Here is a 12,813-nt window from a genome sequence, read left to right as displayed (position 1 = left end):
CATGAGCAGTCCTGAACCGAAAGCCCAGTCCACGCTGGCGATCTATTTCCGCCTTTTGGCTTACGTGCGGCCTTATGCCGGCCTTTTCCTTCTCAGCATCGTCGGGTTTCTGATCTTCGCATCGACTCAACCGATGCTCGCTTACATCCTCAAATACTTTGTCGACGGTCTGGCCAATCCTGAAGCCAGTCTGTTCCCGGGCAACCCTTACCTGGGCAAGCTGCAGCTACTCGAAACCGTGCCACTGATGATTGTCTTCATCGCGCTGTGGCAGGGCGTGGGCTCGTATCTGGGCAACTTCTTTCTGGCGCGGGTTTCGCTGGGGCTGGTGCATGACCTGCGGGTGGTGCTGTTCAACAAATTGCTGGAGTTGCCCAATCGCTTCTTCGACAAGAACAATTCCGGCCATCTGATTTCCCGGATCACTTTCAACGTGACCATGGTCACCGGTGCCGCGACGGATGCGATCAAAGTCGTCATCCGTGAAGGCATGACCGTGATTTTCCTGTTCTGCACACTGTTGTGGATGAACTGGAAACTCACCTTGGTGATGGTCGCCATCCTGCCGTTGATCGGTTTGATGGTGAACAGCACCAGCAAAAAATTCCGCAAGCAAAGCAAGAAGATCCAGGTTTCGATGGGGAACGTCACGCACGTCGCCTCCGAAACCATTCATGGCTACCGTGTTGTGCGCAGCTTCGGCGGCGAGCAGTACGAAAAGGATCGCTTTCGCGATGCCAGCCAGAGCAACACCGACAAGCAGTTGACGATGACCAAGACCGGCGCGGTCTACACGCCGATGCTGCAACTGGTGACGTACAGCGCCATGGCCGTGGTCATGTTCCTCGTGCTGTACCTTCGCGGCGATGCATCGCCGGGCGATCTGGTGGCTTACATCACCATGGCCGGCCTGCTGCCCAAGCCGATTCGCCAGCTGTCGGAAGTCAGTTCGACGATTCAGAAGGGTGTCGCCGGTGCCGAAAGTATTTTCGAGCAGTTGGACGAACCGGCGGAAGTGGATCAGGGCAGTGTCGAGCGCGATCGTCTCCAAGGACGTCTGGAAGTGCGTAATCTGAGTTTCCATTACCCCGACACCGAAAAAGCGGTGCTCAACGACATCAGTTTTGTCGTCGAACCGGGGCAGATGGTCGCTCTGGTCGGCCGTTCGGGCAGTGGCAAGTCGACCTTGGCCAGTCTGATTCCGCGCTTTTATCAGCATGATCATGCTCAGGGCCAGATCCTGCTCGATGGCGTCGAAGTGCAGGACTTCACCCTGCGCAGCCTGCGCCGGCAGATTGCGTTGGTGACCCAGCAGGTCACGCTGTTCAACGATACGGTGACCAACAACATCGCTTATGGAGATCTGGCTGGCGCGCCGTTTGATGAAGTCAAACGTGCTGCCAGTGAAGCCTACGCCGACGAATTCATCATCAAGATGCCGCAGGGCTATGAAACCATGGTCGGCGAAAACGGTGTGCTGCTCTCTGGTGGCCAGCGTCAGCGCATCGCCATCGCCCGAGCCCTGCTCAAGGATGCGCCGTTGCTGATTCTCGACGAGGCGACGTCGGCCCTCGACACCGAGTCGGAGCGGCACATCCAGGCAGCGCTGGATCATGTGGTACAGAACCGCACGACCCTGGTGATCGCTCACCGCTTGAGCACCATCGAGAAAGCCGACCTGATTCTGGTCATGGATGACGGGCGGATTGTTGAGCGTGGCACTCACGCGCAACTGCTTGAGCAAAATGGCTACTACTCGCGCCTGCATGCCAAAGAGTTTGAAGAGGGTGACGAACCGCAGCCGGCCCACGCGACCAACGTATGCTGACGATGTTTCGCAGCTTTCGTGAACGTGGCTGGACTGAAATCGACCGGGAAACCTACGCCCGGGCCTGGCAGCGTTTCGGTGGCAGCTTCGCCACGCATCCGGAGGTCGTCGAGCGCCTGTCGACCTTCGTTGCTATCGAACTGCGTTATCTGGGCTGGATCGTTGACGGCGCTGTCGTTGCCGCCATTCCCTGCTGGGGGCGGCATGTCGCCTTGTCCAAGGAAGTGCTCAAGCGCGAGGGCAAACGCGGTTTGCTCGATATGGGCAATGCGGAAATCATTCTACCGATCGCGCCGGACGTCACCGTGCCGGTGCGCCAGCGCATGGCTTATGTGTCGCAACTCAATGCCGAGCAGATCAGCACCTTGAAAGTGCAGCCCGAGGGCTTGGCGCTGGCGCGTTTGCCGGAAGAGTATTCGAAGAAATTTCGTTATAACCAGCGTCGCGAGCAGCGCCTGCTGGAAGAGGCGGGCGGATCGCTGGTGCCGATGTCCGACTTTACGCCGCAGGAACAGGCTGCCGCTTACGGCGATCTGTTTCAGCGTCGCTGGGGTTTTGAGGTGCCGGGCAAAGCCGGGCTGGTTGAGGTCTTTACTTTGCTGCGCGAGTTCATGACCGGTTCGGTGGCGATGCTCGATTCGGCGCCCGTGGCCATTCAGGTGCTGTACCGCGTCGAGGCCCCGCAATGGGTGTCGCTGGAGTACATCAACGGTGGCGTTGACCCGCAGAGCCGCGAGTTCAGTCCCGGCAGTGTGCTGAGCTTCGTCAACACCCAAGAGGCCTGGGCGCACGCGCAAGCACTGGGCAAGCCTTTGCGCTATTCATTCGGTCGTGCCGACCGTGAGTACAAGGATCGCTGGTGCCACACGGTGCCGGTCTACAAGGTCTGAATCCATGAGCGCTCGCAAGCAACAGCTTCTCAAGGCCCATCGGCGCAACAAGCGTCTGTTTCTGATCGCCTTTATGGTGGTGCTGTTGTTGATCGGCTTCATGATCGCCTGGTGGCTGGTGCCGGTATTACTGGTGCTGGCCTGGGTCGCTCACGAGGCCTGGTTTGCCGATCACTTGTTCTATCGCCCTTCTGACGACTACCAGTACAACTTTCCAGCACAAACCGCGCGGCAGGTCGTGAGCCTTGAGGGCGGCGTTTTGCGCCTGAGCGAGCCGCTGGCGCAGGGCGAGACATTGGTGCTCGAGCTTGAAGTGAAATCCACTTGGCTGGGGCGCTGGTTCGACCCCTATGTTGACGTGGGCGATGATCGCCAGGACTTCGAGCGTGGCGTCAAAGGCCGGCGTTTCCTTAACCTGTCCGGTCAGGCCGATGCGCTGGCGCTAGGTGCTCTGGCCCTGCGTGGCCGATATTGCGTACCGGCTGTGACGGGGGTGTTGTGGGTCATGGCCAACCCTGACTACAGCCGCCAGCGGGTGATGGTCATCGCTCCCCATGCCGACGATGCCGAACTCGCTGCATTTGGCCTTTATAGCCGATGTGAAGACGTCAGTGTCGTCACCCTGACCCAGGGCGAAATCGAGGCCGAAGACTTTCAGCGCCTGGGTCTTGATCAAGCCGCCGCGGCACGCTTGAAGGGCCGTTTGCGCAGTTGGGACAGTCTGGTGATCCCGTTGTGGGGGGGGGTGCCTGCCGATCGCTGCGTGCAGCTGGGTTATTACTGCCTGCAACTGCCGTCGATGGCCGAAGAGCCCAGCCAGGCGTTCGGCTCACGTGAGTCGCAGGAAAGTGACGTGCGCAGTGTGCGCCGGCACAACCCGTTGACCCTGCCCGCCGACGTTGATGGACGACCGACCTGGGACAATCTTCTGGGCGACCTGGCGGCGCTGCTTGAGCACTATCGCCCGGAAGTCGTGGTGACGCCACACCCTGAACTCGATCCCCACAGTGATCATGTGGCGTCTACCCAAGCGCTGCTTGAGGCTATCAAGCTGAGTAGCTGGAAACCGGCCACGCTGCTGATGTACGCCAATCACCTGCACGACAACGATCGCTGGCCGATGGGGCCTGCCGGTGCCGGTATTGCGCTGCCGCCGGCCATCGAGCCATTGCCGGCTGACCGGCTGTGGAGTCCGCTGTTGTCAGCGGAGGTGCAACTGGACAAAGCCATGGCACTGGCCATGGAGCACGATCTGCAGGGCGGGCTGGTGTTCAAACGGCAATTGCGCCGCTGGATCCAGCAGGGTCTGGCGGGTCGCCGCTGGCCTGACACAGGCAGTAACGAGTTTTTCCGCAAGGCGGTCCGGCGTCACGAATTGTTCTGGGTGCGCGACCTTTCAGATTGAGGCGGACGGCGCTTTACCCTGTGTTAATATCGCGCCCCTGTTCATTTTGTATGTGGGTTGCTCCATGAAGTTGTCCATGCCGCGTTTCGATCAAGCCCCGGTCTTGGTAGTCGGCGATGTCATGCTCGACCGTTACTGGCATGGCGGAACCTCACGGATTTCCCCTGAGGCGCCGGTGCCGGTCGTTAAGGTCGAGCAGATCGAAGACCGTCCAGGTGGCGCCGCGAACGTTGCCTTGAACATTGCCGCGCTGGGTGCGCCGGCGTCCCTGGTCGGTGTGACCGGTGACGACGAAGCCGCCGACAGCCTGAGCAACAGTCTCAAAGGCGCGGGCGTACGTGCCCTGTTCCAGCGCATTGCGCACCAGCCAACCATCGTCAAGCTGCGGGTCATGAGCCGGCACCAGCAACTGCTGCGTATCGACTTTGAAGAACCGTTCGCCACCGACGCCCTGGCGCTCGGTTCGCAGGTCGATGACCTGCTCGAAGGCATCAAGGTGCTGGTGCTCTCCGACTACGGCAAAGGTGCCCTGAAAAACCATCAGGCATTGATCCAGGCCGCCCGCGCGAAGAACATTCCGGTGCTGGCCGACCCGAAGGGCAAGGATTTCTCGATCTATCGCGGCGCCAGCCTGATCACCCCGAACCTCAGCGAATTCGAAGCCATCGTCGGCGGTTGTGTCGATGAGCATGAGCTGGTGAGCAAGGGCGCCGCATTGATGCACGACCTCGAACTCGGGGCGCTGCTGGTCACGCGCGGCGAACACGGCATGACCCTGCTGCGCCCGGACCAACCGGCACTGCATTTGCCGGCTCGTGCCCGTGAGGTGTTTGATGTCACCGGTGCCGGCGACACGGTAATTTCTACCCTGGCCGCAGCGATTGCCGCCGGTGAAGATCTGCCCCATGCCGTCGCGCTGGCCAATCTGGCCGCCGGCATCGTGGTTGGCAAACTCGGGACGGCCGCCATCAGTGCCCCGGAACTGCGTCGCGCCATCCAGCGTGAAGAAGGTTCCGAGCGTGGTGTGTTGGGTCTGGAACAGTTGCTGCTCGCCGTGGCCGATGCCCGCGCGCACAACGAGAAGATCGTCTTCACCAACGGCTGCTTCGACATCCTGCATGCCGGGCATGTGACCTATCTGGAACAAGCGAGGGCACAGGGCGATCGCCTGATTGTCGCGGTCAACGACGATGCATCGGTCAGTCGCCTCAAAGGCCCGGGCCGACCGATCAACAGTGTTGATCGGCGCATGGCCGTTCTCGCCGGACTCGGCGCGGTGGACTGGGTGATCAGTTTCCCTGAAGGCACACCGGAAAACCTGCTGCGCGAGGTCAAGCCGGACGTGCTGGTCAAGGGTGGCGATTACGGGATTGATCAGGTGGTCGGCGCTGATATCGTCAGCGCTTATGGCGGCACCGTGAAGGTGTTGGGGCTCGTGGAAAACAGCTCGACAACTGCGATTGTCGAGAAGATTCGCAGTCGTTGATCAGATGAATTTTTACCGTTGTGTACTGCGTGTGAACGGATTTTGCCTTGGGGATTTTACCGTTTCCGTTGATGTAGGCAGCTTTGAATCCGATGCGCTTGCCTGCCTACGTCGCGTGGTCAATTAACTTATGAAAGTCATGCTCCTGGTGATGGACGAGCAGCGGGTCATTCTCGACCGGCTCTACGACATCGTGCAGCAGAACTGTGATGAATGTTTCATTTATCGCTTGAGCAAACAGCAGCAATTGAATCTGGGCTCGTTTCTCGCCTCGGTCGATTACCAGACCTTCGATCGCGTGGTGATTTTCTCCCGGGTCAAGCGCTTGGCCACGCAGTTGCAGGTGCTCAAATGCATACCCGGGCTGGTCTTTCTGGAGCACGATGCGTACCAGAACTACATGCCGGCGAGTAAGTACCGTGGCGTGTATTCCCGACTTTACAGGCGCCTGCCGAGCTGTCGGGCGCTGGTGTCCGGTGCCGTGGTCGCGCGCAAGATGCTGGCCGAAGGCATCGACACGGTGTTCGTCTCCAAAGGTTACGACGAGCAGATGCTGCACAACACCGGTGTTGAGCGGGACATTCCCGTCGGCTTCCTCGGCAGCCTGAAAAGCACCGAGTACGCCGAGCGCAAAGCCATGCTCGAATCGCTCTCCAGGCGCACCGGCATGTTGGTGACCCGCACCAAGTCCGGCGCGGAATACCTGCAAACGCTCAATCGCATCAGGATTTTCGTCAGCGCCGACATCGGCATGAACGAGTTCATGATCAAGAACTACGAGGCCATGGCTTGCGGCTGTGTGTTGCTGGCCTGGAGCCAGGGCGAAGAAGACCGCCTGCTCGGTTTTGAAGACATGCACAACACCGTGTTCTACCGCAGCGAAGAAGAGGCGGTGGAGAAGATCAAGCTGTTGCAGAGCGATCCGGAACTTGCGGAGCGCATTGCCCGCAACGGCCAGGAATTTGCGCAAAGCCGCTATTCCTTCGCCCGCGTCGGCCAGGCACTGGCCACGGAAATCCAGCGTGAGATGCGCCCATGGCAACCGCCTTCAGCGTTCACACGGTTCTGGGTGAAGCTGCGTTATGGGATGAAGGTGCCAGTCTGAATGAAGGATCAACAATCGTCGCAACCCGGCGAGTTCATGGCGCTAGATGCGCTGCCCGGTGGCGATCAGTCCGTTCTGGAGGCTTTGCCTGCTGAGCTTCTCGACTGTCTGTGCCGTGCGCCCCGGGTCGTGTTGATTGCCAACAATCCGGCCATCACGGCGGCAGATTTTCAGGCACTGGACATTGGCGTCGATGACGTCGTGGTCAGCTTCAATACCTGCATCAAGGCAGCGCTGCTCAACGAGCAAAGCGTCAACGTTTTCGTGCATGGCTACAACGCACCCGATGCGTATTTTTTTGGTCTGCCTTACGCGCCCCCGGTACAGCGGATGTTCGAACAGGCGAGCGAACGCTGTTTCAGCATGCTGGTGGGTTGTGCCGCACCGATGTGTCCACTGCCACGTGTCGCCATGTACTGGGATCGCATTCCATTACCGCCGCTGTGGAACTATCCGGTCGACCGCCCGGGCGGCAAGCGCTACGTCGGGCCTTCCACCGGTTTCAACACGCTGGTGTTGTTCGACTGGTTACGCGGTCACGCCGGTTATACCTATCGGCTCATGACCCTTGGTTTTTCCAACGAAGCAGGAAAACTCTGGGGTGGCCATGCGTGGGATTATGAGCGCGACTGGCTGCAGCAATCGGACATCATCGTGGTGCCGCTGCAACCCCGGCGCTGGTGGCAAAAGCTGTTTCGGCAAAAGTAAGCAACAACGTGTATCCGGTTGCCGGCAGGCCCGAACTACTTTCAAAAGGTGCTGTTGAGTGTTGAAAATTGCCGTAGCTTTTTTCGGGATCCCGAGAAATTCGCCGATCTGTTTCCCCTCCATCGAACAGAATGTTCTGGCGCAGTTGCCTGCGGGCAGCGATGTGAAGTGCTTTTATCACCTGTATAAAATCGATGAGGTGCAGAACACACGGTCTGGCGAAAAAGGCGAACTGTCGGCAGACAACTACCAGCCCTTCGAGTCGATGACCGGTGCGCTTACTTCGACCGAAGGAGTGCTGGAGCGCTGGGATTTCGATCAGGTTAAAGCGCAGGGCGACACTTGGGCCGATGACTATGCGTCGCTGCGCAATCTGATCTATCAGCTCAACTCGCTGCACACCGTGACCGCAATGATCGAATCCTTCGATCCGGATTTCGTTGTGTTCGTGCGCCCGGATAACTTCTTCCACACCGCGTTGCCTGGCTATGTGTTCAATCATCCGCAGGCACGGCGACACAACGCCTACATCCCGGACTGGCAGTGGTGGGGAGGGTTGAACGACCGCTTTGCGGTGTGTGGGCGCGATACTTATGTCGCGTATGGCAAGCGGATTGAGCGCATTTTTGAATTCTGCAAGGCGACAGGTCGCAAACTGCATTCCGAACGCTTGCTCAAATATGCGCTGCAGCAGGTCGATGCCAAGATCTGCACGCTGCCGACTCAGGCATCACGAGTGCGCATTACCGGCGTATTTGCCGAGGAGTCGTTCTCGCCCAAGCGCGGCATGGGCAAGCGCGAGAACCGCTACTTCCATTTCTTCGCCGCGTTGCGCACGTGGTGGGATCGCCGCCGCTAAACTGCTATTTGGCGGTTTTTTTGCCCAGCCCGACCAATCGCAACGCCTTGATACTCAACTGCTTGAGCCCCTGACGCGGGGCTTTCGCCGGTTGCAGGCCCTGTTGCACCAGCCAGTCCTTCCAGCGAATCCGCTCCTCGCGCACGACCCAGCCGGTTTGTGTGGCAAAACTCTCGGCCAGATAAAGACCACGAGTACTGGCAGGAACGAGTTTGTCGCGCTTGAGCGTGTACAACTCGGCCAGTGGCGCGCCGTCCTTGAGTGGCATCAAGTACAGGTCGGGGCGCTTGCGGTCGAGTCGGGCCACCAGTTGATCACCCTCCAGACGCTCGTCGACGTGGAACAGACTCAGGGACTTGGCTTCCTTGGGGACATCCAGGCGCAAATCGTAGATCAATTGCAGTGACGCGGTCGGGAGATGCACGTAGGCCCTTGGCCGTTCGAGCAACTGCAGATTGGCGCTGCGTATAGGCCGCGCCGAGCCGGACAACGGGGTCAGCCGAAACGGCAGGGCTTCGCGATAATGCAGGGCCGCAGAGTAGGGGGCTGGCAGCCAGGTGTCGTTGAAGCGCCCGCCGAGCCAGCCTTCCGGTGTCTCGAGCAAACACTCTTCAGCAATTTCCTGAATGGCCGTGTGTAACGGGATATTCAGTTCATGAGCCGGCACGTAACCGGAAATCAATTTGAGCACGACGTCGCCACGGTCCTGTCGGCGCTGGCGCACCAGCACCCAGTAATCGCGATTCTGCCAATGCAGTGTCAGACGTACCGAAACGCCAAGATTGGCCAGCTCCAGCGAGAAACGCTCAGTGTCGGCCACGCTCACCGGTTTGCGCCGTTGCAGGGTTTGCGCGAAATTCAGCGGCATGCCGACGCTCTGATAGGTCAGGCCTTCGGGCGTGGCTTCGACGAACAATGGCAGGGTCTTGAAGTTGCTCGGGTTCTTTCTGATGAGCGTGCGCGGCATATCGGCTCCTGCTTAAGGCCGCGGGGCGGCGTCAATGACCACGAAGGACCTGGGCAACGGTCGCAACGTTGTGGGCGAGGTGCAGCGGATTGATCGTCCCGACAATAGCACTGGCCACGCCAGGTTGTGCGAACAGCAATTCGAAGCTGGCGCGCACCGGGTCCACGCCCGGGCTGAGGCACACGTGACCGCTGGCCAAGGCTTTTTTCACCAGAATGGCTTTGCCGTGCGCAGCAGCATAGTCAATGACAGCCTTCTCGTTTTGTTCGTTCAGATTGTAGGTGACCATCGCGCAGTCGCCTTGCTCCAGTGCTTTCAAGCCACCTTCGACAGTCTTGCCGGAGAAGCCAAAGCCGCGAATCTTGCCTTCGGCCTTGAGCGCCGCGAGAGTCGCGTAAACCTCTTCGTGTTCGAGGATCGCCATGTCATTGCCGTCGGAATGCACCAGCACGAGGTCGATAAAATCGGTTTCAAGACGTTGCAGGCTGCGCTCGACGGACATCCGCGTGTGCGCTGCGCTGAAATCGTGATGCGAGAGGCCGTCGGCGAACTCTTCGCCAACCTTGCTGACGATCACCCAATCCTTACGCTGGTCGCGTAGCAGCGGGCCAAGGCGTTCTTCGCTGCGGCCATAGGCCGGGGCGGTGTCGATCAGGTTGATGCCCAATTCCCGCGCCTGACGCAGCAGCATCCGCGCTTCGTCATCACCGGGAATCTGAAAACCGTTGGGGTATTTCACCCCTTGGTCACGGCCGAGTTTGACCGTGCCCAGGCCCAGTGGCGAAACCGTCAGGCCGGTGCTGCCCAGCGGGCGATGAAAGTCATGCAGGCTGGCAATGGTCATGGCAGCAGTTGCTCCCAGGCGGGAACGCCCATCGGTGGTTTTGGCAGGGCCGGCAATGGTTCGCTGGCGTGCGGCTCGATGCCGTCGCGTTCCAGAGAGGCGATGACGCGATCGGCGAAGTCTGGCGCCAGCGCCAGTTTGGTTGGCCAGCCGACCAGCAGGCGGCCCTGTTCGGCAAGGAAGGCGTTGTCCGGGCGAGTCAGCCCGGTTTGCAGCGGCTCGGCACGGTCAACCCGCAGGGTCGCCCATTGGGTAGTGCTGAGGTCGATCCACGGCAACAACTGCGCGATCTCTTTCTGCGCGGTGGCGATCTGCTCGGCCGGCTCGCGGTTAACACCTTCGCTTTCGGCGATGTCGCCGCCCATGTACCAGACCCACTGACCGTCAGCCGCCGGGTGCGTGGTCACGGTGATCCGCGGTTTGGTGCCGCCACCGAGGCAGTGGGCGTACAGCGGTTTCAGGCCCGGGCCTTTGGCGATGATCATGTGCAGCGGACGGCGTTGCATGGCCGGCTGGCTCAGACCGAGGTCTTCAAGCAATTGCGCGGTACCGGCGCCGGCGCTGAGGACGATGCGCTGGGCGCGGATCTCGCGGCCGTCGACTTTCAAACCGACCAGCACGCCCGCTTCCAGCAGCGGCTCGATGGTTTGCCCGGCGAGCAGGCCATCGCCGGCCAGATCGGCGAGGCGCTGAATCAGGCTCGGCACGTCGACCACCAGTTCGGCGAGGCGGTAGACCTTGCCCTTGAAGCGCTTGTCTTGCAGGGCCGGAGGCAGTTGCTCGCCCTTGACCTGATCGACCCGACCACGCACGGCTTTGCTGGCGAAGAAACTGGTGAGGTTGCCGGCGAGGGTGCCCGGCGACCATAGATAGTGAGCTTCGGAGAGCAGGCGCACACCGGACAGATCCAGTTCGCCATTACCGGCCAACGCTTCACGCCAGCGGCGCGGCATGTCGGCGATGGCCTCCGAGGCACCGGTCAGCGCACCGTGCAGTGCGTACTTGGCGCCGCCGTGGATGATGCCCTGGGACTTCACACTTTGCCCGCCGCCGAGGCTGGCGCTTTCCACCAGCACGGTCGAAAAACCCTGACGGCGCAGACGCGCATTCAGCCAGAGGCCGGCGACACCAGCGCCGACAATCAGAACGTCGGTGGAAATAACGGATGGCATGCAGCGACCTCAGGTGTTCAAGACGAGGGCGCAGTATACAGACTCGGGAAAGGGGCGGATTTGTCGATGATCAACAGAGGGAACGCAGAACCAAATGTGGGAGCGAGCTTGCTCGCGAAGAGGGTGTCAGATAGCAATCATGCGACTGACGAACCGCTTTCGCGAGCAAGCTCGCTCCCACAGGGATTGTGTTTGGATTTTAATGGCCGGCGGTTTTCGAGAACAGCTGGATCACGACGACGCCCAGCACGATCAGCGCCATCCCCAGCATTGCCGGGATATCCAGTTTCTGCCCGTAGATGAACAGCGCCGCGACGCTGACCATCACGATGCCCATGCCGGCCCAGACCGCGTAGGCTACGCCGACCGGAACGGTGCGCACCACCAGCGTCAGCATCCAGAACGCAATCGCGTAGCCGACGATGACCAGCACCAATGGCAGCGGCGTACTGATGCCTTTGACCGCTTTCATGGAAACAGTGGCGATCACTTCGGCGCAGATGGCAATGGCCAGGTAGGCATAGGCGTTCATGGTTCAAATCCTCATGTAAATCGTTGCTTGCTGAGGTGGCATTCTAGTGATTCGCCAGATGGGGTAAAGTCATTACCTATCTGTTCTGAAGATGGGTTGGTGGATCGGCATGCAGTGGAATCTGGATCAACTTCGGGTGTTTGTCGACGTCGCCGAACACCGTTCGTTTTCCGCCGTGGCGCGCCAGCAGCGCAAAGCGCAGTCGGCGATCAGCAGCGCGATTGCCATGCTCGAAGATGACTTGGGTGTCAGCCTGTTCGAGCGTAGCAGCGGCCGTCAGCCAACGCTCACCGAGGCGGGCGAAGCGCTGTTGGAAGAGGCACGTGAAGTCCTGCGCCAATGCGAGCGTCTGAATGGCCGGGCGATGGCGATGATGCGCGGTCAGGAAGCGCAATTGCGGGTGGCCCAGGATGAGGCGATGCCGTATCAGGCACTGGTGGAAAGTTTCGGCGCGCTCGCCGAACAATTTCCCAGCCTCGAAGTGCAACTGACCAGTGCCGCCCAGGGCGAAGTCGCGCGCAAACTGGTCGAGCGCCGTGCTGACCTCGGCCTGCTGTTCTATCACGATGAAATCCCCGAAGCGCTGGAGCGCCGCGTGCTCGGTAGCGTGGAAATGGTCACCGTCTGCGGTATTAATCATCCGTTGGCCACGCAGTCTTACGTGACCTGCCAGCAACTGGCGCAACATCGGCAATTGCTGATGTCGACGCAAACCAGTGTCTATCCCGGCAACGAGCCGGCCAGCCCGCAGGTATGGCGTGCCGACAGTTTTTACGTGATGTCGGAATGGCTGGTGCGTGATCTCGGCTGGGCCTGGTTGCCGCGCCATGTGGTGCAGTACTCGGCGTATCAGGGCTTGATGGTCGAACTCGACAGCGAATGGACGCCACCGGCGCTGGTGGTGGAACTGGTCTGGCGCCGCGACGAACCCCTCGGACCGGCCGCGCGCTGGCTGGCCGAACGTTTTGCCGTGCACTTGCGGGCGATCGGTGAAAAAAGTCGATAAACTCCGCCGCC

The 12,813-nt window shown here is 60.3% G+C and carries 12 protein-coding genes; 8 read left to right on the top strand and 4 right to left on the bottom strand.

Features of this window, described 5'->3' with window-relative positions; genetic code table 11:
- The first annotated feature begins 1 nt into the window (after position 1).
- The 7 genes from msbA (at position 2) to ACIF4X_RS17510 (ending at position 8,281) form a co-directional block, all read left to right on the top strand.
- Positions 2 to 1,828: a lipid A export permease/ATP-binding protein MsbA gene (gene msbA / locus ACIF4X_RS17540; RefSeq protein ID WP_397483108.1), complete on the top strand. Its 1,827-nt coding sequence runs from the start codon at positions 2 to 4 to the stop codon at positions 1,826 to 1,828.
- Entirely contained in the window at positions 1,822 to 2,718 is an 897-nt protein-coding gene (locus ACIF4X_RS17535; protein WP_397483107.1) for a GNAT family N-acetyltransferase, read from the top strand. Before msbA ends, ACIF4X_RS17535 begins: the two co-directional genes overlap by 7 nt.
- A gap of 4 nt (positions 2,719 to 2,722) precedes the next feature.
- Positions 2,723 to 4,123, top strand: coding sequence for a PIG-L deacetylase family protein (locus ACIF4X_RS17530; RefSeq protein ID WP_397483106.1), 1,401 nt, complete (start codon positions 2,723 to 2,725; stop codon positions 4,121 to 4,123).
- A gap of 64 nt (positions 4,124 to 4,187) precedes the next feature.
- Positions 4,188 to 5,609 carry a bifunctional D-glycero-beta-D-manno-heptose-7-phosphate kinase/D-glycero-beta-D-manno-heptose 1-phosphate adenylyltransferase HldE gene (gene hldE, locus ACIF4X_RS17525; RefSeq protein WP_007915721.1) on the top strand — a complete coding sequence of 474 codons (1,422 nt, stop codon included), beginning with the start codon at positions 4,188 to 4,190 and terminating at the stop codon, positions 5,607 to 5,609.
- 130 nt (positions 5,610 to 5,739) lie between these two features.
- Positions 5,740 to 6,714 carry a glycosyltransferase gene (locus tag ACIF4X_RS17520; RefSeq protein ID WP_397483105.1) on the top strand — a complete coding sequence of 325 codons (975 nt, stop codon included), beginning with the start codon at positions 5,740 to 5,742 and terminating at the stop codon, positions 6,712 to 6,714.
- A complete protein-coding gene (locus tag ACIF4X_RS17515) occupies positions 6,715 to 7,422 on the top strand; it encodes a hypothetical protein (protein WP_397483104.1) in 708 nt (235 codons plus the stop codon).
- A 58-nt stretch (positions 7,423 to 7,480) separates the two neighbouring features.
- Complete coding sequence (locus ACIF4X_RS17510) at positions 7,481 to 8,281, top strand: hypothetical protein (RefSeq protein ID WP_397483103.1); 801 nt, start codon at positions 7,481 to 7,483, stop codon at positions 8,279 to 8,281.
- A 4-nt stretch (positions 8,282 to 8,285) separates the two neighbouring features.
- Here ACIF4X_RS17510 and ACIF4X_RS17505 read toward each other — a convergent pair whose 3' ends face one another.
- The 4 genes from ACIF4X_RS17505 to ACIF4X_RS17490 form a co-directional block, all read right to left on the bottom strand.
- On the bottom strand, positions 8,286 to 9,248 hold the full coding sequence (locus tag ACIF4X_RS17505) for a hypothetical protein (protein ID WP_007915727.1): 963 nt from the start codon (positions 9,246 to 9,248) through the stop codon (positions 8,286 to 8,288).
- A gap of 31 nt (positions 9,249 to 9,279) precedes the next feature.
- Positions 9,280 to 10,092, bottom strand: a complete 813-nt coding sequence (locus ACIF4X_RS17500; RefSeq protein ID WP_397483102.1) for an aldo/keto reductase — start codon at positions 10,090 to 10,092, stop codon at positions 9,280 to 9,282.
- The gene (locus ACIF4X_RS17495; RefSeq protein ID WP_397483101.1) at positions 10,089 to 11,264 is read right to left on the bottom strand and encodes an NAD(P)/FAD-dependent oxidoreductase; all 1,176 of its coding nucleotides are present in this window, start codon (positions 11,262 to 11,264) and stop codon (positions 10,089 to 10,091) included. The genes ACIF4X_RS17500 and ACIF4X_RS17495 overlap by 4 nt, the downstream gene beginning before the upstream one ends.
- Before the next feature lie 199 nt (positions 11,265 to 11,463).
- Positions 11,464 to 11,796: a multidrug efflux SMR transporter gene (locus ACIF4X_RS17490; protein WP_007915730.1), complete on the bottom strand. Its 333-nt coding sequence runs from the start codon at positions 11,794 to 11,796 to the stop codon at positions 11,464 to 11,466.
- A 109-nt stretch (positions 11,797 to 11,905) separates the two neighbouring features.
- On the opposite strand from ACIF4X_RS17490, the gene ACIF4X_RS17485 reads away from it, so the two are divergent.
- Positions 11,906 to 12,802 carry a LysR family transcriptional regulator gene (locus tag ACIF4X_RS17485; protein ID WP_397483100.1) on the top strand — a complete coding sequence of 299 codons (897 nt, stop codon included), beginning with the start codon at positions 11,906 to 11,908 and terminating at the stop codon, positions 12,800 to 12,802.
- The last annotated feature ends 11 nt before the right edge of the window (positions 12,803 to 12,813 follow it).

The organism is Pseudomonas sp. NPDC085632 (assembly GCF_044541255.1).
GTDB lineage: Bacteria > Pseudomonadota > Gammaproteobacteria > Pseudomonadales > Pseudomonadaceae > Aquipseudomonas.
Note: the sequence above shows the minus strand (reverse complement) of the source record. Positions and strands in the feature narration are given on the sequence as shown.